Genomic DNA, 22,261 nt, shown 5'->3' with positions numbered 1-22,261 from the left:
TATGCCTATTTTTATGCATAAAAAAATATACCTTGGGGGGTGGCTTTTGCTGTCCCCCCAAAATATATTATAGAACCTTTTTATTCTCCTATTGATTTGTATATTTTTTTGTAACTATTATTTTCGGCGTACAATTACAATCCATACTATGACAGCTACTTTCATTGGTATCGTTAGTTTGAGTATTCCTTGTTATATATGTTAATACATATCTTCAATAAAGGTTATTGATGTATACCTTACATAATAATCGTAAATCTTTTGCAATTCCCCTATATCTGTTTCCTCTACAGGACTCATTATAAGAGATTTCATTCTACACCTCACCACCTTACATACAGTTATAGTATAAAAATTTTCACTATACTATGTACGGGACTTAAAAACCATAATTTAGATTTTAAAGTAAAAGATAGTAGCCATAGATGTGACTACTATCTTTTCTATTATCTTTTATATGGTTCTATTGCCGTATCTATAATCTGCGCTTCTTCTACAGATGGATCACACAATGGCAATAATAATGGTCCTGTATTAAAACCTAATTGTTTCATTGCATATTTTACAGGAATAGGATTTGTGGTAATAAACATAGCTTTTAAAATTGGCACTAATGAAAGCTCAATGGCTCTTGCTTCTTTTACCTTACCTTGTCTGAATAATCCTATCATCTCTTGCATTTCTTTACCTACAATATGTGCAGCCACAGAAATAACTCCAGCTCCCCCATTTTGTATTACATCTAATGCTAATGCATCATCACCAGAATAAATCATGAAATCATCACCCGGTAGTAATGCACGAATTTGTTGAGTAATACTAATATCTCCTGTAGCTTCTTTAATAGATGTGATATTAGGGCATTCCTTAGCTAATCTAGCCACTGTCTGTGGTTCTATGCGACCGCCTGTACGTCCAGGTACATTATATAGCATAACAGGTAAATCAGTACTGTCTGCAATGGCTTTAAAATGTAAATAACAACCTTCTTGATTCGGTTTATTATAATACGGTACCACAGCCATCACACCGTGAACTCCAGTATGACTAGCAGCCTTTGTTAAAGCCATCGACTTTTTGGTGGAATTACTACCTGTATTCGCAATAATGGTAGCACGATGACCATACTCTTTAGCGATTAATGTAAATAGCTCAAGTTTATCACGATCATCAATATTTGGACTTTCACCAGTAGTGCCACATACAATTAAGCCATCAGACCCATTATCTAATAAGTATCCGGCTAAACGTAGTGCTTCTTGAAAATTTACATGACCATCGTCAGTAAAAGGAGTGATCATTGCTGTTAAGATATTTCCAAATGTTGTCATCTTAGCACCCCCTGAAATGTATAATTAGAAAGATTGATGTTCTACTAAGTATTCTGCAATTTGTAATGCATTTAATGCAGCACCCTTACGAATTTGATCTCCTACAATCCAAAAATTCATAGCATGGTCGTTAAATAAATCTTTACGAATACGGCCGATTTCACAATCATTTTGATTTGATGTGTATAAAGGCATTGGATATTCCTGTGCTGCTGGGTTATCATTCACACGTAGACCAGGGAATTTTTCGCAAGCAGCTTTGAAATCTTCTACAGATACTGGAGATTCTGTTTTTACTAAGACAGATTCAGAATGAGAACGATATACTGGTACACGTACAGTAGTCGGTACTACAGCAATGGTGTCATCATGGAAAATCTTTTGTGTTTCCAATACCATTTTCATTTCTTCCTTAGAGTATCCATTATCCATGAATACATCAATTTGAGGAATCAAATTAAATGCAATTGGATAATGCTTGTCCATAGAGCCTGTAGGCAACAAATTTGCTACCATCTCTTCCCCTGCTACATGTTGAGCCACTTGGGAATCTAATTCTTCAATGCCTTCTTTACCAGCCCCAGATACAGCTTGGTATGTGCTCACAACAATACGTTTAATAGGGGATAAGTCATGCAATGGTTTTAAGCCTAGTGCCATGATGATAGTGGAACAGTTAGGATTAGCAATAATTCCTTTATGTGTATCAATATCTTCAGGATTAACTTCAGGTACTACTAATGGAACCTCTGGATCCATACGGAAAGCACTAGAATTATCGATAACAATAGCACCCCGTTTAGCAGCTTCTGGAGCCAATGTTTTAGAAATAGAACCACCTGCAAATAAAGCAATATCTACACCATCAAAAGATTCTGGTGTTGCTTCTTCCACCACATAATCTTTACCATCAACTGTCAAAACTTTACCTGCAGAACGAGCAGATGCTAACAGTTTAATACTTTCATAAGGAAATTTACGTTCTTCAATTAATGTAATAAATTCTTGGCCTACTGCACCAGTAGCACCTAATATGGCTAAATGAGGTTTTCTCATAGTGACTCCTTCATATTATAACTTAATGAATAGTTATATGTATTATACTATTTAAGTTTTTCTTTAGCAAGAATTATATAGAATATAGAATTATAAATAATGTTCTAATCCATAGGTTAAGCCTGCAAAATCTTTGATTTTTTTACAAGCTAATACTACGCCAGGCATAAAGGACAAACGACTCAATGAATCATGACGAATCACCAACGTTTCATCATATCCACCAAAAATAACTTCTTGATGTGCCACATAACCTGGTAAACGGACACTGTGAATCGTCACATCATCCACCTTAGCACCTCGAGCACCTGGTAGACTCTCACGAGTTAAATCTTCAGCCCCTTTTACATTGGCTGCTTGTTTGGCATCATTAATCAATTTAGCCGTCAATACAGCCGTACCAGAAGGTGCATCATATTTATGATTATGATGTAACTCAATGATTTCTACATCTGGGAAATAGGGAGCTAGTTCTGCAGCTGTTTTCATCATCATCACTGCACCTAGTGAGAAATTAGGAGCAACTAAACAATTAGCATTATGTGCTCTACCAATGGAATCTAACTCTTGCCGTTGTGTTTCTGTAAGACCAGTGGTACCGATGACAACGTGAATCCCTTTGGATAACATAAGTTTTGCATTTTCAAAAATAATGGCTGGCGTTGTAAAGTCCACAATCACATCTGGGTGTACGGCTTCAATACCTTCTTCTAATTGGCTGTATATTTTACAATCTAAAGGGCTAGTACCTATAAATTCACTAACATCTTTACCACCATGGGTAGGATCTACCCCGCCCACTAATGTTAACTCTGTATCATTGTGAACAGCTTTTAGAACCTCACGGCCCATTTTGCCAGCTGCTCCATTTACTAAAACTTTCATTGTTCCTCCTAGAATGATTCCTGTTGAAAGTATTGAATCATTTCTTTAGCTGTTTCTATAGCTGTATCTGAGAAAGATTGTCCTGACATCATACGGGCAATCTGTGCTACATGTTCCTCTTCTGAAAGAATGGTTACTTTAGAAATTGTTCGTCCTTCTTCTTCTACCTTATGTAAATGATAGTGTTGCTTTGCAACACTAGCTGTTTGTGGTAGATGTGTAATACAGAACACCTGATTATCTGAACTTAATTGAAGAATTTGTTTAGCTACTTGTAAAGCTATATCACCGCTAATGCCTACATCAATTTCATCAAACACTAAGGTCTTATGGGTTGCTTTATTAAATACTGTTTTAAAAGCTAAGGCAATACGTGCTAACTCACCCCCAGAGGCAACTTTATGTAGTGGTAATAAAGCTTCCCCTGCATTGGCAGAAAATAATAGTTCTATGCGGCTAGCTCCTAATGGAGATAAAGTTTCAGTACCCTCTATGACAAATTCTAGCTTTGCCTTTGGCATACCTAATTGAGTTAAATTTTGCTGTAAGGCATCGGTAATTTCTTTATGATGAGCATGACGGATCTGTGTAAGAGTCTGTAATGCTTGTAATGCTTGTATCTTTAGTGTTTCCACAGATTCCACTAGCTGTGATTCTTCACTTTCATCAGATTCTAGTAGCTCCAGTCGAGTTTGCGCTGCTTCTTCAAAGGCTAAAATACTTTCAATGGTATCTCCATATTTACGTTTTAAATTGTAAATAAGTGTATCTCTCTCTTGTAAATAGAAGTATCGCTCTTCGTCATAGCTAATGGAATCACGATACCGATCTAAAGCTTGTGCAGCTTCTTCTAATTGATAATAGGCGGATCGCAATAACTCAGCTATTTCTTCCATGTCTTTATCATATTTAACAAGATCAGTCACTTCATTAGTAACACTATTCAAGCCATCAATTAGAGGTGTTCTGCCACCATAAATACCATCATAACAACTAGCAATTGTTGATTGAAGATGCTCAAAATTATCTAATCGTTCTAACTCTTCCGATACAGCTGTATCTTCATTAGTTTGCAATTGTGCCTCTTCAATTTCATCAATCTGAAAGCGTAACATATCTAATTCACGTATTCTTTGTGCCGACTCTTCACGCAATGTTTCCAGTTGTCGTTTTGCACTGGCATAGTCAGTATAGGCTGTTACGTAATTTTCATAAGCCTTCGTGGCATCATCATTATACGAATCTAAATAGATATGATGTGTTTCTGGTAATAAGAGCTGTTGGTTACTATATTGACCATGAATATCTGCTAAATAGGTGCCGATTTCACGTAATGCCTTCAATGGAATCACTTGGTCATTAGCCAAAATTTGTGATTTACCGTTTCGATTAAAAGTTCTGGATAAAATTAAAGTATCTTCTTCTACTAAAATGTTTTTATTGACTAACAGTTCTTGTAATACAGTATCTCCAGCAATATCAAAAACACCTTCAATGAGAAAAGAGTCCTTCTCATGACGAATAAATTCACTACTAGCTCTTTCACCTAATAGAATGGAAAAGGCATCCATCAATATGGATTTACCTGAACCTGTTTCCCCAGTAAAAATTGTAATGCCCTTGGCAAATTCCAACTGCATATGCTCGATGAGGGCAAAATTTTTAATCCCCATTCGTACTAGCATATTAGTCCCTCATTAAGTCTTGAATACGGTCTAACACCAATTCTACACTTTCAACGGAATTACAAATCAATAAAATCGTATCATCTCCTGCAATGGTACCGATGACTTCATGCCATTTTGCATGGTCAATGGCAAATGCCACAGATTGGGCAGAACCAGGCAATGTGTGCAACACAACTTGATTTAATACATGGTCGATACGCATAATGGAATCTTGAAACAAGCGATTGATGCGAGTTCTAGATAACATAATATTTTCTTCAGGAGATAAGGCATACCGATAGCGTCCATCTCCTGTAGGAACCTTAATCAACATTAATTCCTTAATATCACGAGATACCGTTGCTTGTGTAACAGTAATCCCTTCTTCTACCAAAGCTTGCGCTAACTCTTCTTGTGTTTCAATAGCCTTAGTTTGAATAATTTCTTTTATCTTGTTATACCGAAAACGTTTCATTATTACCTCCGACGAATAATATATAAAATAGGCGGGTGATTCGCTTGATTTAATGGTCGCCACATACTGCAGTGAAATTCTTTTTGATTCATAGACGCTATATATTCTTCTAGGTCTTCTGCTTCTTTACGACCAGTTTCTGTTCCTGGATATGCTACAATGGTACATAATCCGTTTACTGAAAGCTTAGCCAATCCCTTTGATAAAGCTCTAATTGTTGATATAGATTGGGTCATAATATCATGGTCTGCATTCGGTAAATATCCTAAATTACCTACCATTACATCGATAGTAGACACAGGAAGTGATTCCAGTACCCTATCATGGGAACCCAGTATGAAATCCACTTGCTTTATAGTCTGCGGAAGTTCTTTCAAAAGCTTTTCTTTCGTCCTTCTCAGTGCTTCTTCTTGGATATCGATGGCATATATATGAGAATTTTTATGACAATGTGACAATAGATATACCGTGTCATGTCCATTGCCACAAGTCATATCTACAATCGTTCTAGCTGTAGGCAAAACATCCAACCAAAGGTGATGCTGAAATTCTACACTGTGGTGTAGAGGAATCATAGTACCTCCTTAGATCGTGCTGTCAACTTTTTAAACAAAGTAGCAAAGAATTTTTGATCTTTAAATCGCACATATTTACAATATTGTGGATGCGCTTCAATATGTAAGGAGTCAGTATTACTAAATTCGTAATCAAAAGTACCATCTACAGAAATATGCAGATTTTTCTGACGCTCTGGCATCGTAATATCTATCTTTGCACTTTCTTTTAGCACCAAAGATACGCCTTGCAGTAAATGAGGGGCAATAGGTGTCACGATAAGAGACCGATTATCTGGTGCCATAATAGGACCGCCAGCAGATAAGTTATACCCAGTAGAGCCAGTAGAACACGCTACAATTAAACCGTCAGCAGGATACATTTGAGTATGCCCACCATTAATCGACAAATTAATACGAGCCATTTTACCCGGTTCTGAGCGAGATACTACGATATCATTAATAGCTGGACGCAATACCCGTTCTCCTTCAGGTGTATGGAGAGTACCAACCAAATGAATTCGATCTTCTACGTAGTAATCTCCTTTACTAATTCTATCAATAGCCATCTCTAAGTTTTCAAGCTCTATTTGGTTTAAGAACCCTAATTCCCCTAAATTAATACCACAAATTGGTACATTATAAGGATAGATTTGACGTGCCAATTGAATAATCGTACCATCACCACCAAAACTAAATGCCATATCCAAATGTTCAAATACTTCTGGTCTTGGTAATAAGTGAGATTTTTCTATCCCCAATGCACATACATCATGATGTTCTAATTCTTTAGGCATATAAACTTCTATGCCATATGTATGGCAATAGGTAATTGCTTGTGATAAAATATCTCGAATATTCTCTTTTTTCATATTAGGAAAGAAACCGATTCTCATAGATCCTCCTATAATCGATGAGCCTCCTCTACTGTGGCTGTAATAAGCCCTTCAGTAATGTCTAAGGAACCCTCTGCTTGTTTTGTAAAATATCCTAAAAATTCAATATTTCCTTCCATTCCTTTAATGGGAGAATAGGTTAGTCCATGTAAATATAACCCACAGTCTTTAGCGATATGCAGGATACGATCTAAGACTAATCTATGGGTTGATTTTTCTCGTACAATTCCACCTTTACCGACTAGTTCTTTACCAGCCTCAAACTGAGGTTTGATTAAAGCTACCAAAGATCCAGTATCCTTCAATAGAGTTGTCGCTACTGGAAGCACCTTATCTAAAGAGATAAAAGCCACGTCAATAGAAATAAAATCGCTAAGTTCCCCCAACTGTACTGGTGTAACGGTACGAATATTTTGTTTTTCCATGTTAATGACTCTAGGATCTTGCCGTAATTTCCAGGCTAATTGATTATATCCTACATCAATGGCAAACACTTTGGCAGCCCCATGTTGTAAGGCACAATCTGTAAACCCTCCTGTGGAAGCACCAATATCTACCATAACGGCATTCGTTAAATCAATGGGATATAACTCAATAGCTTTTTCCAACTTTAAGCCACCACGGCTCACATATGGTAAGGTATTGCCTTTTACTTCCAAAGGTGTATCTACTGAAACTTTAGTGCCAGCTTTATCCAATCGCTGTGTACCTGAAAAAATAAGTCCCGCCATAATAGCAGCCTTGGCTTTTTCTCTACTTTCAAATACACCACGTTGCACAAGTAGTATATCAAGACGTTCTTTTTGACTCATAGGTGTCTCCTACTGTGTGCGGTCCATTAAATATTGGACTAGACCTTCAAGAACAAGTGATGTTTGATTGGAATCGTGCAATGCTGTTAATGCTAGATGAGCCACCTCTTGGGCTCGTTCTTTCGCGGTATCTAAGCCTAGAATAGATACATAGGTTGCTTTATGTTGACGTTCATCACTGCCAGGTGTTTTCCCTAATTCTTCTTGCGTGCCTACTACATCTAAGATGTCATCGGTAATTTGGAATAATAAACCTAAATGATCAGCATATCGTAGGTAGGCCTCTCTTACGGATGTTGTGGCCTCCATAATAATCAGACCAATTTCAACAGCGGCACTAAATAAAGCGCCTGTTTTACCTTTGTGAAGAACTATTAATTCATCCAATGGTAGGAATTTTCCTTCTGACTGTAGGTCAAAAGCTTGACCACCTACCATTCCGCTAGGCCCTGCACCTTTGGCTAAAACATGAATGATCTGCACCACTTGTTCTGCAGACAATTTTATATGTTTGCTAACTAATTCAAAGGCATAGGTTAATAATCCATCTCCAGCTAAAATAGCCATACCATCGCCATAGACACGATGATTAGTTAGTTTTCCACGACGATAATCATCATTATCCATAGCTGGTAGATCATCATGAATTAAAGAATAGGTATGAATCAATTCAATAGCACATACTACATCTTTATAAGCTTCCCAAGATCCTCCTAAAGATTCAATGACAGCTTTTGTAATAATTGGACGAATTCTTTTACCACCCATCAATAAGCTATAATTCATGCTATCGTATAAACGAGCATACTCCGTATTAGGTGATTCTAATACAGAGGATAAATAACTTTCAATGTCTGCTTTGCTTTGTTGCAAGTACTCTTTTAACATAATATCCTCAATTCTTTGAAAGATAATAATTTTTTGTATAAATATTCTAACTCTATTATACCTAAAAAAACGTACTTTGTCTCCTAATTCGTATCTACTTGTACAGTTTCAATTATTTGTTCAACTTCTTCTTCTACAAGTTGCAATAAATCAGAACATTCTTTAACTAGAGTTAATCCTTCCTTGTAAGTTTTTAACAATTCATGCATAGATAAGCTTTCGTCATCTAGTTTTTTTACTACTTCTTCTAGGGCTGTATATTTCTTTTCGTAATTTATAATAGATTTAGCCACGTTGTGTTACCTCCTGTACAGTTGCTTTCACAGAACCATCTTGAATATGTATATCCAATTTATCGCCAAGTTGTATATCTTGAATCGTTTGTAATGGAGCACCATTAACATCTACTTTAGCAAAGCCCTTGATGACCTTAGACAATGGATTTTTATTATCTAATTGAGTTGCTAGTATAGCTAACTTACGTGATTCATCTTGAGTTTTCTTTTGTATTGCACTATGTAATAGGTGTTCAAAGCGTTGCAATATATTTTTCTGTTGATGGACCAAGTTCATAGCAGGTACAGTAATCTTACGGTTGGTAATCGAAAACAACTGTTGTTTTTCTTTTTGAATACGATACTGTACTGTGTTGTGAATAAAGTCTAATTTTTGCTGTACTTCTTCTTGTAGGTCCACCAGTGGATAGATAGCTAGCTCAGCGGCATGACTTGGAGTAGCCCCTCTTACATCTGCGACAAAATCGCATAATGTATAATCCACTTCATGACCAACAGCAGATACAACCGGTGTTGTACAGTGGAATATGGATTCTATTAAGGCTCTGTCATTAAAGCACCACAAGTCTTCCATAGAACCACCACCACGACCAACAATAATTAGATCTACATCTGGGTCCGCATCTGCCATAGCTACACCACGAGCAATAATAGGGCCTGCAGTGGGTCCTTGTACAGGTACATTAAATACTTTAAATGTCACTAATGGATTGCGATGAGATGCTACATGTAAAATATCATGTATAACTGCTCCCGATGCAGAAGTAACAACACCAATACAACTCGGTACAGGTGGCAAAGATTGTTTGTGCCGTTCATCAAAATATCCTAACGCATAGAGTTCTTGTTTTAATTTTTCATAGGCAATTTGATAGTCACTTTTGGCACCAATACGAATGTCTTCACAAATGAAACTTAAACGACCAGTTTTTTCGTAAAAACTAATGTTTCCACGTACTTGTACTAACAAACCATTTTCAAGGGCACCTTCTAAGCCACGTTGTTGCACTTTCGAACGCCACATAGCCATATCAATAGAGCCTGTATCATCAATGAGAGAAAAATAATAATGTCCTGTACTGTGACGTTTTACATTAGAGATAACGCCTTCTACAATACAGTTTTTTAAGAGAAATTCTCCCTCTACGGTTTGCTTAATAATTTTATTTAATTCTCCAACGGAGTAAGCATCCATTCTATTCTCCTTCAACAACTTTCGCCCCATAGGCATTACCTGAGGCATTATCTGCACTATATTTAGAGGATACACATAACACATCTAAATCATGATGGTGTCCCCAATGAACTAAGCGATCTTGTAAGTAGGTATTAGCCATGACACCACCGGCAGTAATTAAGGTTGTAATATTATGTTTTGTTAAAATATGAGATAAGGCTTTCTCTAGGGAACTTCCAATACAATGGAACACAGAGGCTGCCAGGATTTGTGCATCTTTTTCTGTGCTAAATGATTCCCTATCAGTCCAATCTATAGGTCCATGTTGTAATGATTCCCACCATCGTCGTCCAGCGCTATATGGTCCACCAAAGCTGATGGTAGATTCTTTTACTGATACAGGGAGCACCGAATCTACATTGTATTTTATACGCCGTCCCAATGTTTCCATATTTGGGCCAGCTGGAAATTGTAATCCCATTAACACACCTAGACGGTCCACCAATTGGCCCCCTGCTATATCATCAGAGCTTCCCACAATTTGCACTTTAAAACCACTTTTATGAATGCGTTCACAAAGAACAAATTCTGTGGTTCCTCCTGAAAGGTGTAAACTTAAAAAGGGCCCATCTGGAATTTCACCAATTTCACGCAAGGCTGCCCATATATGATTCTCTTGATGAGAAAATACATGTACAGGAACTTGTAAACAATGGCCTAGTGATTTCGCCGTATTGAGTCCTACTAAGAAGGCGGGCATATAAGAATTTTTTTCTCGTCTTGGAAAACCGCTAACACCGATACCTACAATTGGCTGATCTAACGTTAATGATTGAATCAATTCATCTAAGGCACGAGTATGTTGAAATACCATTTGTGACTGTTGCAATCCTCGTTTGCCTTGCGGTACGTCTAATAACTTTCTAGCTTCCTGTATTAATCTACCATCTTCGTCAACTAGTGCACAAGATGTGGTATAACAGCTTGTATCTATTCCTAAATAATAGGCCATCTTACTGTCTCGATTTGGCTAAATTATGAAGAATAGCATTAATGTACTTATAGGAAGTCTCTCCACCAAACTCTTTTGCTAATAGAACAGCTTCATTGATGACAATCTTGGCTGGCGTATCCTCTTGTGGATGTAATAGCTCCCAGGCTGCCATCCGCAAAATAGTAAGTTCTACTTTAGGAAAGCGCTCCATTTTACGTTTAGGAGAAAATTCTTGTAAAACTGCATCTAATTGTTCTATTTCACTACGTACACCTGCAATTAATTGTTCTGCAAATTGATTGGCTTTTCCTTGCATGTTAGTTGTATCTAACACCGCCTCCTCAACTATGTCACCTGAAAATGTATCTGCATAAATTGTTTCAAATGCAAATACTCTCGCTAACCTACGATGATTCATGATTAGGTTCCTTTCTTTCTAAACCGTCGATATGTACATCTACACGAACTCGGTATAAGTCTAACATATTTCGTAAATCTTGCCGCACTTGCTGTTGTATTTGTCGTGCCACTTCTAATGGATGTGATCCACAATATAAACGAAGATATAAATTAATTTCTATAAAAGCCTCTCCAAAGCTATCTCGTTTATGTTTTACATTCATTCCAGGCCAACTTTTTTGCCCTAATTTTTGTGAGATACCATCTACAACACCATCAAAAAATCGTTTACTCATAGAGTGAATTTCATCGAATGATGATAATACTCTTGCTGTGACATCTAAAATAACGGCATCTGTAATTTCTATTTCTAAATGATCTGACATACAAATCCCCTATGATATGGTACTTTCAAAAATAATATCTTGCACATAAATATCAACATTGTTTACAGTAGCATCTGCCATAGATACAAGAGCACTTTTCACTCGTTCTTGTAAACGTAATGCAATATCTGGAACCCGATATCCATAATACACGGCAATATGTAGAGATACTTGTAATGAACCATCTTCCAAAACTTGTACTTTTACACCTTCCATGGCATTTTTTCTACCAAATAAGCTACTGACTGTATCCCCAAATGTTGTACTCATACCCGCAACACCTTTAGTTTCTAATGCTGTCATGGTAGCAATCATTTCATAAACAGAATGATCGAACTGTATCAGTCCTTCAAAAAAGCGATTATCTTCCATATATTTACCAAAAAAAGCATTTGTCGTCCTACCACAGGTCAACAAATGCTTTTAATTACAATACTATACTAGTTGTTAAAAGATCAAATCTGTGGTTTAAGCACGTTCAATATATTGTCCAGTACGTGTATCAACACGCAATACATCGTCTACTTCGATGAATAAAGGTACTTTTACAACATAACCTGTTTCTAATGTAGCAGGTTTATTACCACCAGTTGCAGTATCGCCACGGATACCAGGGTCAGTTTCAACTACACGTAACTCAACAGCTACAGGCAAGTCGATACCGATTACAATGCCTTGGAAGAACATAATGGATACTTCCATATTTTCTAATAAGAAGTTTTTAGCATCACCTAATTGGTCAATTGTTAACTCAATTTGGTCATATGTTTCATTATCCATGAAAGTATATGCTCCATCAGATTCATATAGGTATTGCATACGACGACGATCAACATGAGCTTTTGGCACTTTTTCACCAGCATTAAACGTACGTTCTACTACAGCACCTGTTTGTAGGTTTTTTAATTTAGCACGTACGAAAGCCGCACCTTTACCTGGTTTAACATGTTGAAAGTCAACTACTTGCCATACATTACCGTCAAGTTCGACAGTTACGCCTGGACGAAAATCATTACTGGAAATCATTGTAAATCCCTCCATTACACATCTAGTTCTATTAAATCTTTAGGAGTTTTTGTGAGTCTTTCACAGCCCTCCTTAGTAACTATAACTGTATCTTCAATACGCAATCCCATATGACCTGCTATATATATACCAGGTTCTACAGTAACTACCATATTCTCAGTTAATACATCTTTTGATTTGGGCGATGCCACAGGCAATTCATGGATATCTAAACCAACACCATGTCCCGTACCATGACCAAAATTAGAGCCATAACCTTGTTCTTTAATATAATTTCTACATACTGCATCTACTTCAGCACCGGTAACGCCTTCTTTAATGAAAGCAACCCCTCGAGTTTGTGCTTCTAGTACGATAGAATAGAGTTTCTTTTGTTCATCACTAGCCTTACCTAACACAATGGTTCGTGTCATATCAGAGTGATATCCGCTATACATAGCACCAAAGTCAAAGGTAACAAAATCGCCTCGTTCCATCACTTTATCACTAGCTACCCCATGAGGCATACTAGAACGATATCCCGATGCTACAATAGTTGTAAAAGACGGCTCTCTAGAACCACGTTTTAACATTTCTGTTTCTAAAATAATACGAGCTTCATTTTCAGTCATCCCCACCTGTAGTTGTGGCAACATGGCTGCAAATGATTCATCAGCAATGCGAAAGGCTTGTCGTAAACACTGTAGTTCATCTTCACGTTTTACCATACGAAGACTAGCAAAGTCAAAGGATAAAAATTCTGTTTCGTTTAATGTATCACAAACTTTTTGAAATGCATCAACACTCATATAATTTCCTTCAAAGCAACATGTGGTTAGCGCAATGTTGGATGAATCTAGTATATTCTTAATCGTATCATACACATCACCAGCATATTGGATGACTTCATACCCTTCACATTGTTCTTTAGCCTGTTCTGTATAACGACTATCCGTTATCATATAGGCTTTATTAGGTGTTACAAAAGCCACTCCTGTAGTCCCTGTAAACCCTGCAAAATAATGTAAATTAATAGGGCTTATGAGGATGGCACCCCCATATGTTTCTTCTGTTAGGAATGCTTGCAAAGCGACTAATCCATTCATCGTCTCGCCTCCTTAAAAAGCATCAACTAATGATACCATATAATGCATAGTTATGACAAATTGAATAGATTCGATTAAACAATTTCTTTTTCTTCGTCTGTTAAATCTGTAAAAGCTCCCACTTCTTCAATAGAATCAAGTGTAATGCTATCAATAGCAATTCGTTGTAAATACGTTACTGTTCCACCACAGGCACTAATCATACGTTTCACTAGATGATATTTTCCTTCGTAAATCGTCAACTCACAGGAGTGAATAAGTTCACCCGACTCACTTATCACGTCCTCATCATTGTGAAGAATTAATTGTGCTGGTTTACATTCTGTACCATCCCCTAATAGCATACCTTCTTGTATACGAAGAATACCTTCGTCGGACAAGGTGCCACTATATTCTACGTAATAGGTCTTTCCAATATTCTTTTTACCATGGATAATCTTGTGTGCCCAAGGACCATCATTGGTTAATAATAACAACCCTTCTGTATCTTTATCGAGCCGTCCTACAGGAAATACTTTCAAAGTTTGAAACTCTTCAGGGAGTAACTCCATAATAGTAGGTTCTACAGGATCTTCGACGGCTGTTACGTATCCAGCTGGTTTGTGAAATTTAATATGATATTCCAATTGTGCTTGTACAACTTGATCTTGAACCGTAACCACATCTACATCGGGAGTGATATGCATATCTTTTTTCTTAACAATACTATCATTTACCTTTACAAGACCCTTTTTGATTAAATCATGCACTTCTTTTCTTGTACCAAAAGCCTTATGGGCTAAAAATTTATCAATCCTCACCGTAACCACCTTCTCTCACATGAGTATGAGATGTATCATTTAATATACAAATACGATTATAAGGAGATTGGTCACCCCAGAAATCCACCACACTAACGGCTGTATTCCCCTGTGCTAACCGCCATAAACAATTCAATGGAATACCCGTTAATGCACATAATAATGTGCGTATGGTTCCTCCGTGACAAACTACCAATAACCGCTCACCATCCTCCATACGCGCTAACTCTTCTAATAAACGAGTATAAGCACGTTCTTGCACCATTTCTACTGTTTCTCCATTAGGGATTGGTTTTCCTGATGGGTCCTCATAGATGGCTTCAATTTGGCCAGGCCAACGTTCATTAATCTCAGAATATGTTAAGCTTTCCCAGTCACCGAAGTTAATTTCACGCAATGCTTCGGTAAAAGTAGTAGGAATGTATCGACCTTTTAAGATCTCTTCTCCTGTCACTCTGGCGCGCACTAAATCTGAAACGATAGCTCTATCAAAATGCACATCTCGTAGGGCCTCTCCTACATCAGCTGCTTGAGCTAACCCCGTTTCATTTAATGGTATATCGCTAAATCCTTGGTGTTTACCTAAGTGATTCCAGTCGGTTTCACCGTGGCGAACAAAGTAAATTTGTATCATTCTATCTCCTATTGTGTTGAATATACTTACGTAATGTGTTTATCAGGATTTCGTTTTTATCTCTATCCTTCACAGCCACTCGGAACCAATTGGAACCTAGCCCTGTGTAGTGAGAACAATCTCGAATCAAAATGGATTGTTCATATAAAAATTGTATCATATCCTCTAAAGAATACCTGTCATCTAAGTGACCCAATATATAATTCACAGAAGGTTTTACCATACGGATACTTTCTATCTGTGAAAGTTCCTTATAGAACCATTCTTTTTCAGTTTCTAATAGACGGAGAGACTCCTTTCTATAAGCCGTATCCTGTAGGGCTTGTTCACTGTATACCTGCGCCAAATGATTGACAGACCAAGCTGGAATGCATCCTTTGATAGTTTCTATGACCTTAGGATTTGCCATCATGGCACCAATGCGTAAGCCTGGAACAGCATAAAACTTAGTTAAGGAATGGACAATGATTACATTGTCGTAGTCTCTCACATAGTTTCGCATAGAATAGGTAGAACCTAAAAAGTCGATGAAAGATTCATCAAAAACAAGATAATGTCCATTCTCTTGGCATACATCAAATATCTCTGGTCCTCGATCTGTCCATAATGTTCCACATGGATTATTGGGATTGCCAATATATACTAGTTGGTGTGTACTTTGCTTTAGGTCTTGTAGCATGTGGTCTATATCGTAGGAAAATCTAAATAGCTCCGCATCAAAGTGCAATTTGTATTCTGTTATAGGTAATCCACAAGACTTAGCGCCATGACTGTATTCGGAAAATCCTGGCGCGGGCACGTAGACCCCTGTTATCTCAGGTAATCGACAGATGGCATAAATTAATTCGGCCGCCCCATTCCCAAAGGCAATGCATTCCTTAGGCATATCCCATAGTTCAGAAGTGATGGAAAAAAGATGTGTCATATCTGGATCGGGATAATGAATGACATCGTGTAATGCGTCATTCACGGCATCTATCCCCTTAGCACTCATCCCTAATGGATTAATATTGGCACTAAAATCTAGAATTTGATCTAAGGAAGTCTGTAATATTCGGCTCGCTTTATGTACGTTGCCACCATGTACATTCATTGTTTTCACCATCATAGGCTCCTTTATCGTTCCATGAAAGTAATTCCCTCATTTGTAGTTTCCACTATATCCATGAAGGTAAGATTTGGCAATTCCTGTTTTACTCGTTGTAAGCAGTGTACAATGCTTGGTGAATCTGGAGGAAATAACAAGCCTAGTACAGTCCCACTATGAGCGATAATAGTTCCGATAGAGTTACATTCTACCCCAATTTGATGCAAGGCATATAAATTTGACTTATGCAAAATCCGTTGATTCCCAAAAGAACTAATGGTAGAGGCTTCACCGATAAGTTTTACATTATGCTTTTGAATACCCTCTTTAAATTTTGCTAAAGCTTCTACCATCAACTCTTCTTTTTCATCGATTAAGGCATCTAAGTTCTGCTGATGATTAAATTGTACCGTATCAATGGTACCCCCTTCATCAAACATGACGATACGGATGGGTGGACAGGTCCCTAACAATTCACAACAAGTACCATTTAAATAATCGAACTGTACAATGCCAGGATAAAAGGGGGCGTCTGTAGGCTCAATAGATAAACAGATAGACGCTAATTGCTCCATGGAGAGATCGTAGCCATGACTTTTGGCGGTTGCCATAGCGACTACGCTAATATCGGCGCTACTGGATGCCAATCCCTTTCCCTGTAAGATATCGGAATGTAAATATACAGGCTTTGATGCTGCTCTATCAATTCCCAAAATATCAAGCACTGTTATATACGCTTGATAGGCCTTTGACTGTAATGATATAGGTGAAAGAGGAAGTGCATATTGCACGTCACCAATGGCGTAGGAATAGCGATTAATAGGACATGTCACTAGAAATCGCTGCCCTTTGATAGAGCCTTGAATAAACTCTCCACAAGTGCCAGGTGTTCTTACGTAGAATGCCAAATGACTTCCTCCTTTCAGTTAGAGAATAGTAAAAATAATAGCTCCCAATATAATGAAAAGCTCCGATAATTCGCATACAAACCCGTATGTATCCCCTGTAGTACCGCCCAAATGTTTTGTCACATAGGAATTAATGATAAGATTCACAGATACGGCAATGGCAAATAAATACACATAGAACCATTCATAGCAGAACACTGGTAATAATGCCAATACTGTTGCTACCGCTGTGGCATACTTAGGCGCATTGGCCGCAAAAAATTTGCCAATTCCTTCCGGTCTCGCATACGGAAACTTTTGAATGCTAATGACCATTGTATAGCGACTTAAAATAGGCATACTTATCAGAACTAAAGGAACCACTACAGTTGGTAGATTCACGAGTAATTGCCATTTTAAAAGCGTTAAAAAGACAAATCCTACCACCCCATTACTGCCTACACGGCTGTCTTTCATAATCTCTAATTTACGTTCCCGATCACGACCAGAAAATAAGCCATCACAGGTATCCATAAAGCCATCTGCATGAAGTCCACCAGTAAATAGAAATTCAAAAATTACCAAGATGAGCATCAACAGTGATACAGGAAGATAGGGATTCGCCAAGGTGTACAAAGCCCACATACACGCACCGATGACAAGCCCTACAAGGGGGAAATACGTAACGGATGCCCCGAAGTCTTCTACTTTCCATTCTGTTTGATTCACAAGTTTTAAACGTGTTAAAAATTGTAATCCTACGAAAAATCCTTTCATATGTTACCTACCATTGATTAATCAAATAAGTACTACCCATGGTGCACAGAACACCTAATATAGAAACGGTATACATCAAGTATATGGTTTGATAAATATGGCGCCCCACCATCGGTTCTATAGGATCTCCCATGTAGGCACGAAATGTAACCTTATCATGGTACACATTGTGACCACCTAAACGAATATGTAGAGCCCCTGCCACTGGTGCTTCTGCATAGCCACCATTGGGACTCGGATGTTTAGCAGAATCACGAGCTGCTATACGCAAGGCATGTTTCCAGTCTTTCCCACATAGGAAGGCGGCGATTACGAATAACACCAAGGTAAGTCGAGCTGGAATATAATTGACTACATCATCTAAGCGGGCTGCAAAACGACCAAAGTATAAATAGCGGTCATTTTTATAGCCTAACATGGAATCCATCGTATTGATAGCCCGGTATCCAATGGCTCCCCAGGGTCCTAATAAAACAAACCAAAATAGAGGCGAAATAATACCATCTACAGTATTTTCCGCTACTGTTTCAATAGTGGCACGGGTAATTTCACTTTCATCAAGGTCACTGGTTTTACGGCCTACAATCCACCCTACTTTGCGACGTGCTTCTAGGATATCTTGTTTTCGTAATAAATTGGCGATTTCTATACCTGCCTCTGCTAAACATCGTGGACTGATAGAGATATATAGACACAACAAGGAGACTATGGAATAGGCCACTGGATGAATTGTGCCACCTATGAACAGTAAGCCTGTTACGACAATCATAACAGACATTAATACTAACAAAACTGTAGAGATGCCTAACAAGATTTGATGATTCGCAGAGGTATTTTTTTTGTACAAAATACTTTCATAGAAAGAGATACAATTGCCAATCAATACCACTGGATGATACTTGCTCCTAGGGTCCCCAAACATAGTATCCACTACTAGGGCTCCTAGGGGAATGAAATACACAAGATGGTGCAAAAACCATTCCATTAGTCTTGCTCCCATAATGAGTTAATGTAGTCCATATCTAAATGTTCCTCTACAATCTTAGCTAATCGATTATAGGCAGCTTCTTTATGTTCAAAGTAGCGGAATACAATATCCAATGGTTCTAATCCTTTTTTCGCCCGTAATGCATTGAGGATCGAGCGACGTAATCCATCATTATCTAGAATGCCGTGAATGTAGGTCCCCATTACTTGACCATTGCTAGTGACAAAGCCGTCGATTACATCGACCTTGGCATCACTGCGTTTTTGAATGTGGAAACAACGTTCTCCCAATCCTACTGGCTGTGTATCTCCCATATGGATTTCATAGCCCACAAGATCTTCACCAGTATAGTTAATTCCTAGGAAGGATAATTCTTTTACATCGAAACGAACTTGGTGCGTTAATTTTTCACTTTTCATCGTTGTCGCTGTTGGAAGTAAACCTAAGCCCTTCAGTTCAGGAATATCCCCTTCAATCCCTTCTGGATCATAAAGCATTTCCCCTAGCATTTGGTTACCACCACAGATGCCTAGCACTGGAACACCAGCTTCTGCTAAGGCATGGATATCCTTATCATAGCCATGTTCTTGTAAGTATGCTAAATCGGCTAGTGTATTTTTTGAACCCGGCAAGATAACCATGTCTGGATGTCCAATCGGTTCCCCTTGTTTTACAAAACGTACAGATACATCTGGTTCATAGGCAAGGGCATCAAAATCTGTGAAATTAGAGATTTTAGGAGTTTGCATAACAGCAATGGTAATCTCTTTTGATACACCCCTATATTTGCTCTCTAAGGCTACAGAATCTTCTTCATCAATATCAAGATTTTCTATGGCTGGTACAACACCAACTACTTTTTTACCAGTCTTTTGCTCAATAAAATCTAAAGCCGGTTGCAACAAGGTTACGTCACCACGGAATTTGTTGATAATAATCCCTTTTACCAAATCTCTTTCATCAGGCTCCAATAACTCTAATGTGCCTACAACAGAGGCAATAGCACCACCACGATCAATATCTGCAATCAGCATAACAGGAGCCTTTGCTAACTTGGCAACACGCATGTTTACAATATCATTAGCTTTTAAATTGACTTCTGCAGGGCTACCAGCACCTTCAATAACAATCATATCAAAATTATCATCTAAATATTGTAAACTTTCTTTGACTTTATCCAAGGCTGATAAGGAGTATTTTGTGTGATATTCTCTAGCACTATAGACGCCTACTGGTTTGCCCATGAGCACCACTTGTGAAGATTGGTTGCCCGTAGGTTTTAAGAGAACTGGATTCATCTGTACAATCGGTTCTAACCCGGCTGCTTCTGCTTGTGCCACTTGAGCACGGCCAATTTCATCACCCGCTTTTGTAACATAGGAGTTTAATGCCATATTCTGCGCTTTAAAAGGCACTGTTTTGTATCCTTTATTATGTAGAATACGACACATTGCTGTAGCTAAAATACTTTTACCTACATTCGAACTTGTTCCTTGAAACATAATTTTTTTAGCCATGGTTGCTTACCTCCAATGCTTTTATATCTATTGTCATACCGCTAATTGTCATATACGCTTCATCTGCTTCTGCAGCCACTAAACGATTGACACGACCCATAATATCTCTAAAAATACGGGCCAGTTTATTTTCTGGCACAATGCCTAATCCAATTTCATTGGTCACAAAAATAACTGTTTTTTCCTGCTCCCCTTCGTAGGAACGAATCCTATCCAAAACAGCTTGTACTTCTAAAAGTATGGCTCTCTCCCGTTCATTGATATCCTCTTGGGATCTGAACTCCCCGTCTTGTAATAATAAATTAGTAGTCCACATAGTTAGACAATCCACCAAGACCACGGAACATTCTTTCAATACTGTGTAAATGTGTTCACTGATGGTATGAGGAATTTCATAATTATTCCATATAGCTTTACGTCGTTCTTGGTGCAGATGAATGCGATGCTTCATCTCTTCATCATAGGCTTGCCCTGTGGCAATATATCCTTTTTGGCCCTCTTTTGAAAGTGCTAGTGTTTCTGCAAACTCACTTTTACCACTGCGAGCGCCACCTGTACAAAATATGATACGATTTTTCATAACATCCCTATACAAAGTTGCCCTTTATCAGTTATTATAGGTACTATACGTTCATTATAAAGGAGACAACTATGGAATTATTAAACTTAGACATCCAATTAATGGCAACCTTATGGGAACATACCTATCGTGCAGCCATCAAGGATCAAAATGGAAATTATGTAGCCTCTGTGCGCATCATCGTGAATGTACCACTTTCACCTGATCGTTTGCCACCGAATGCACCAAAAGCAGAACCACAATTATTTGTATTAGTGGAGGATGCTGTAATGGACTCAGACGATATCATTCAGTTTGAAACATTGCTGTCCGTGCACATTCGTGAAAAATTCAAAAATGAAATTGATCAAATCTATTTCTTCTATCCAAGTCCTGAAGATGTGCTAAACAAAACTGTAGATGTCCAAGAAGTACAACATTAATTACAGTAACTACATACATAGTATTATAGCACATCCAAGAAGATTTGATAGAAATAATCTAAGAGATACTAAAAGGAGGTACCCCTATGGAGTACCTCTTTTTTAATGCACTGCTTATTGTACTTCGTCTTCTACACGAGCTAAGATAAATAACAAGTCAGACAAACGATTCAAATAGCGAAGATTTGACATATGAATCTCTTCCGTTTCTCCTAACTTCCATAGGTCTCGTTCTGCACGGCGAACGATGGTACGACCTAAGTGTAAGAAACTTGATGTTTTGCTGTCACCAGGTAAAATAAATTTAGATAGTGGCTCTAATTGTTCATCAAATTTGTCGATGATGTGCTCCAAGTTGGCAACATGTTCATCTGTAATGGTTGCTTCTTGACCTAAACTAGAAATATCTGCCATGATCATCCACAATTCTTTTTCCAGTTGTAACAATGTGTCTTGCACAGCTTTTTTGTCTGAGTACGCACGGGCTACTCCAAGAAAGGCTTGTGCTTCATCAATCGTTCCATACGTACAAACACGTTGTGATGCTTTGCTTACACGTTCTCCAGTATATAGACCAGTAGAACCTGCATCACCTGTTTTCGTGTACACTTTTGCCATAGTATACCTCCTTAACAATTAGGA

The 22,261-nt window shown here is 37.9% G+C and carries 27 protein-coding genes; 1 reads left to right on the top strand and 26 read right to left on the bottom strand.

Going from position 1 to position 22,261, the window contains the following annotated elements; translation table 11 throughout:
• Positions 1-446: 446 nt before the first annotated feature.
• The 25 genes from dapA to cobU form a co-directional block, all read right to left on the bottom strand.
• Complete coding sequence (dapA, locus tag EO125_RS07255) at positions 447-1,331, bottom strand: 4-hydroxy-tetrahydrodipicolinate synthase (protein ID WP_127148310.1); 885 nt, start codon at positions 1,329-1,331, stop codon at positions 447-449.
• A gap of 24 nt (positions 1,332-1,355) precedes the next feature.
• Positions 1,356-2,387 (bottom strand): aspartate-semialdehyde dehydrogenase, encoded by a 1,032-nt coding sequence (locus tag EO125_RS07250; protein WP_127148309.1) that lies wholly within the window; start codon positions 2,385-2,387, stop codon positions 1,356-1,358.
• 90 nt (positions 2,388-2,477) lie between these two features.
• The gene (dapB, locus tag EO125_RS07245) at positions 2,478-3,272 is read right to left on the bottom strand and encodes a 4-hydroxy-tetrahydrodipicolinate reductase (protein WP_127148308.1); all 795 of its coding nucleotides are present in this window, start codon (positions 3,270-3,272) and stop codon (positions 2,478-2,480) included.
• An 8-nt stretch (positions 3,273-3,280) separates the two neighbouring features.
• Positions 3,281-4,957, bottom strand: a complete 1,677-nt coding sequence (recN, locus tag EO125_RS07240; protein ID WP_127148307.1) for a DNA repair protein RecN — start codon at positions 4,955-4,957, stop codon at positions 3,281-3,283.
• 1 nt (position 4,958) lies between these two features.
• Positions 4,959-5,414 carry an arginine repressor gene (argR, locus tag EO125_RS07235; RefSeq protein ID WP_127148306.1) on the bottom strand — a complete coding sequence of 152 codons (456 nt, stop codon included), beginning with the start codon at positions 5,412-5,414 and terminating at the stop codon, positions 4,959-4,961.
• Between the two features lie 2 nt (positions 5,415-5,416).
• Positions 5,417-5,989: an L-histidine N(alpha)-methyltransferase gene (locus EO125_RS07230; protein ID WP_127148305.1), complete on the bottom strand. Its 573-nt coding sequence runs from the start codon at positions 5,987-5,989 to the stop codon at positions 5,417-5,419.
• Positions 5,986-6,864, bottom strand: coding sequence for an NAD(+)/NADH kinase (locus EO125_RS07225; protein WP_127148304.1), 879 nt, complete (start codon positions 6,862-6,864; stop codon positions 5,986-5,988). Before EO125_RS07225 ends, EO125_RS07230 begins: the two co-directional genes overlap by 4 nt.
• A gap of 8 nt (positions 6,865-6,872) precedes the next feature.
• A complete protein-coding gene (locus EO125_RS07220; protein ID WP_127148303.1) occupies positions 6,873-7,676 on the bottom strand; it encodes a TlyA family RNA methyltransferase in 804 nt (267 codons plus the stop codon).
• Between the two features lie 9 nt (positions 7,677-7,685).
• Positions 7,686-8,564, bottom strand: a complete 879-nt coding sequence (locus tag EO125_RS07215; RefSeq protein ID WP_127148302.1) for a polyprenyl synthetase family protein — start codon at positions 8,562-8,564, stop codon at positions 7,686-7,688.
• Positions 8,565-8,647: 83 nt separating this feature from the next.
• Positions 8,648-8,857, bottom strand: a complete 210-nt coding sequence (gene xseB, locus EO125_RS07210) for an exodeoxyribonuclease VII small subunit (RefSeq protein ID WP_127148301.1) — start codon at positions 8,855-8,857, stop codon at positions 8,648-8,650.
• Complete coding sequence (xseA, locus tag EO125_RS07205; RefSeq protein WP_127148300.1) at positions 8,850-10,055, bottom strand: exodeoxyribonuclease VII large subunit; 1,206 nt, start codon at positions 10,053-10,055, stop codon at positions 8,850-8,852. Before xseA ends, xseB begins: the two co-directional genes overlap by 8 nt.
• Position 10,056: 1 nt before the next feature.
• On the bottom strand, positions 10,057-11,049 hold the full coding sequence (locus tag EO125_RS07200) for a metallohydrolase (protein WP_127148299.1): 993 nt from the start codon (positions 11,047-11,049) through the stop codon (positions 10,057-10,059).
• A 1-nt stretch (position 11,050) separates the two neighbouring features.
• Positions 11,051-11,449, bottom strand: coding sequence for a transcription antitermination factor NusB (gene nusB, locus EO125_RS07195; RefSeq protein ID WP_127148298.1), 399 nt, complete (start codon positions 11,447-11,449; stop codon positions 11,051-11,053).
• Entirely contained in the window at positions 11,436-11,816 is a 381-nt protein-coding gene (locus EO125_RS07190) for an Asp23/Gls24 family envelope stress response protein (RefSeq protein ID WP_127148297.1), read from the bottom strand. Before EO125_RS07190 ends, nusB begins: the two co-directional genes overlap by 14 nt.
• Before the next feature lie 9 nt (positions 11,817-11,825).
• Complete coding sequence (locus EO125_RS07185; RefSeq protein ID WP_127148296.1) at positions 11,826-12,188, bottom strand: Asp23/Gls24 family envelope stress response protein; 363 nt, start codon at positions 12,186-12,188, stop codon at positions 11,826-11,828.
• A 96-nt stretch (positions 12,189-12,284) separates the two neighbouring features.
• Complete coding sequence (gene efp / locus EO125_RS07180) at positions 12,285-12,842, bottom strand: elongation factor P (protein ID WP_062402805.1); 558 nt, start codon at positions 12,840-12,842, stop codon at positions 12,285-12,287.
• Between the two features lie 14 nt (positions 12,843-12,856).
• Positions 12,857-13,927 (bottom strand): Xaa-Pro peptidase family protein, encoded by a 1,071-nt coding sequence (locus EO125_RS07175; protein WP_127148295.1) that lies wholly within the window; start codon positions 13,925-13,927, stop codon positions 12,857-12,859.
• 74 nt (positions 13,928-14,001) lie between these two features.
• Positions 14,002-14,727 carry a pseudouridine synthase gene (locus EO125_RS07170; RefSeq protein ID WP_127148294.1) on the bottom strand — a complete coding sequence of 242 codons (726 nt, stop codon included), beginning with the start codon at positions 14,725-14,727 and terminating at the stop codon, positions 14,002-14,004.
• Entirely contained in the window at positions 14,717-15,361 is a 645-nt protein-coding gene (locus tag EO125_RS07165; protein WP_127148293.1) for a histidine phosphatase family protein, read from the bottom strand. Before EO125_RS07165 ends, EO125_RS07170 begins: the two co-directional genes overlap by 11 nt.
• A gap of 1 nt (position 15,362) precedes the next feature.
• Positions 15,363-16,469 (bottom strand): histidinol-phosphate transaminase, encoded by a 1,107-nt coding sequence (locus tag EO125_RS07160; protein ID WP_127148292.1) that lies wholly within the window; start codon positions 16,467-16,469, stop codon positions 15,363-15,365.
• Positions 16,470-16,477: 8 nt separating this feature from the next.
• Positions 16,478-17,356: a GHMP kinase gene (locus tag EO125_RS07155; RefSeq protein WP_127148291.1), complete on the bottom strand. Its 879-nt coding sequence runs from the start codon at positions 17,354-17,356 to the stop codon at positions 16,478-16,480.
• A gap of 18 nt (positions 17,357-17,374) precedes the next feature.
• Positions 17,375-18,112, bottom strand: coding sequence for an adenosylcobinamide-GDP ribazoletransferase (gene cobS, locus EO125_RS07150; RefSeq protein ID WP_127148290.1), 738 nt, complete (start codon positions 18,110-18,112; stop codon positions 17,375-17,377).
• A gap of 7 nt (positions 18,113-18,119) precedes the next feature.
• On the bottom strand, positions 18,120-19,097 hold the full coding sequence (cbiB, locus tag EO125_RS07145) for an adenosylcobinamide-phosphate synthase CbiB (RefSeq protein ID WP_127148289.1): 978 nt from the start codon (positions 19,095-19,097) through the stop codon (positions 18,120-18,122).
• Positions 19,097-20,617: a cobyric acid synthase gene (locus tag EO125_RS07140; RefSeq protein ID WP_127148288.1), complete on the bottom strand. Its 1,521-nt coding sequence runs from the start codon at positions 20,615-20,617 to the stop codon at positions 19,097-19,099. Before EO125_RS07140 ends, cbiB begins: the two co-directional genes overlap by 1 nt.
• Complete coding sequence (gene cobU / locus EO125_RS07135) at positions 20,610-21,197, bottom strand: bifunctional adenosylcobinamide kinase/adenosylcobinamide-phosphate guanylyltransferase (RefSeq protein ID WP_127148287.1); 588 nt, start codon at positions 21,195-21,197, stop codon at positions 20,610-20,612. The genes EO125_RS07140 and cobU overlap by 8 nt, the downstream gene beginning before the upstream one ends.
• Before the next feature lie 71 nt (positions 21,198-21,268).
• On the opposite strand from cobU, the gene EO125_RS07130 reads away from it, so the two are divergent.
• Positions 21,269-21,619 (top strand): hypothetical protein, encoded by a 351-nt coding sequence (locus EO125_RS07130; RefSeq protein WP_127148286.1) that lies wholly within the window; start codon positions 21,269-21,271, stop codon positions 21,617-21,619.
• 114 nt (positions 21,620-21,733) lie between these two features.
• Here EO125_RS07130 and EO125_RS07125 read toward each other — a convergent pair whose 3' ends face one another.
• Positions 21,734-22,237: a cob(I)yrinic acid a,c-diamide adenosyltransferase gene (locus tag EO125_RS07125; RefSeq protein ID WP_127148285.1), complete on the bottom strand. Its 504-nt coding sequence runs from the start codon at positions 22,235-22,237 to the stop codon at positions 21,734-21,736.
• Positions 22,238-22,261 lie beyond the last annotated feature (24 nt).

The sequence above is a fragment of the Veillonella sp. VA139 genome (assembly GCF_003992005.1).
GTDB lineage: Bacteria > Bacillota > Negativicutes > Veillonellales > Veillonellaceae > F0422.
Note: the sequence above shows the minus strand (reverse complement) of the source record. Positions and strands in the feature narration are given on the sequence as shown.

Coding starts and splice junctions, on each gene's coding strand:
- EO125_RS07200 (WP_127148299.1), bottom strand. CDS start 11,049: ATGGCCTATTATTTAGGAATAGATACAAGCTGTTATACCACATCTTGT.
- EO125_RS07160 (WP_127148292.1), bottom strand. CDS start 16,469: ATGATGGTGAAAACAATGAATGTACATGGTGGCAACGTACATAAAGCG.
- recN (WP_127148307.1), bottom strand. CDS start 4,957: ATGCTAGTACGAATGGGGATTAAAAATTTTGCCCTCATCGAGCATATG.
- EO125_RS07250 (WP_127148309.1), bottom strand. CDS start 2,387: ATGAGAAAACCTCATTTAGCCATATTAGGTGCTACTGGTGCAGTAGGC.
- EO125_RS07140 (WP_127148288.1), bottom strand. CDS start 20,617: ATGGCTAAAAAAATTATGTTTCAAGGAACAAGTTCGAATGTAGGTAAA.
- nusB (WP_127148298.1), bottom strand. CDS start 11,449: ATGAATCATCGTAGGTTAGCGAGAGTATTTGCATTTGAAACAATTTAT.
- EO125_RS07185 (WP_127148296.1), bottom strand. CDS start 12,188: ATGGAAGATAATCGCTTTTTTGAAGGACTGATACAGTTCGATCATTCT.
- cobS (WP_127148290.1), bottom strand. CDS start 18,112: ATGAAAGGATTTTTCGTAGGATTACAATTTTTAACACGTTTAAAACTT.
- efp (WP_062402805.1), bottom strand. CDS start 12,842: ATGATTTCCAGTAATGATTTTCGTCCAGGCGTAACTGTCGAACTTGAC.
- EO125_RS07220 (WP_127148303.1), bottom strand. CDS start 7,676: ATGAGTCAAAAAGAACGTCTTGATATACTACTTGTGCAACGTGGTGTA.
- EO125_RS07190 (WP_127148297.1), bottom strand. CDS start 11,816: ATGTCAGATCATTTAGAAATAGAAATTACAGATGCCGTTATTTTAGAT.
- EO125_RS07175 (WP_127148295.1), bottom strand. CDS start 13,927: ATGAATGGATTAGTCGCTTTGCAAGCATTCCTAACAGAAGAAACATAT.
- EO125_RS07130 (WP_127148286.1), top strand. CDS start 21,269: ATGGAATTATTAAACTTAGACATCCAATTAATGGCAACCTTATGGGAA.
- EO125_RS07125 (WP_127148285.1), bottom strand. CDS start 22,237: ATGGCAAAAGTGTACACGAAAACAGGTGATGCAGGTTCTACTGGTCTA.
- dapB (WP_127148308.1), bottom strand. CDS start 3,272: ATGAAAGTTTTAGTAAATGGAGCAGCTGGCAAAATGGGCCGTGAGGTT.
- xseA (WP_127148300.1), bottom strand. CDS start 10,055: ATGGATGCTTACTCCGTTGGAGAATTAAATAAAATTATTAAGCAAACC.
- EO125_RS07215 (WP_127148302.1), bottom strand. CDS start 8,564: ATGTTAAAAGAGTACTTGCAACAAAGCAAAGCAGACATTGAAAGTTAT.
- EO125_RS07165 (WP_127148293.1), bottom strand. CDS start 15,361: ATGATACAAATTTACTTTGTTCGCCACGGTGAAACCGACTGGAATCAC.
- EO125_RS07230 (WP_127148305.1), bottom strand. CDS start 5,989: ATGATTCCTCTACACCACAGTGTAGAATTTCAGCATCACCTTTGGTTG.
- cobU (WP_127148287.1), bottom strand. CDS start 21,197: ATGAAAAATCGTATCATATTTTGTACAGGTGGCGCTCGCAGTGGTAAA.
- dapA (WP_127148310.1), bottom strand. CDS start 1,331: ATGACAACATTTGGAAATATCTTAACAGCAATGATCACTCCTTTTACT.
- EO125_RS07225 (WP_127148304.1), bottom strand. CDS start 6,864: ATGAGAATCGGTTTCTTTCCTAATATGAAAAAAGAGAATATTCGAGAT.
- argR (WP_127148306.1), bottom strand. CDS start 5,414: ATGAAACGTTTTCGGTATAACAAGATAAAAGAAATTATTCAAACTAAG.
- cbiB (WP_127148289.1), bottom strand. CDS start 19,097: ATGGAATGGTTTTTGCACCATCTTGTGTATTTCATTCCCCTAGGAGCC.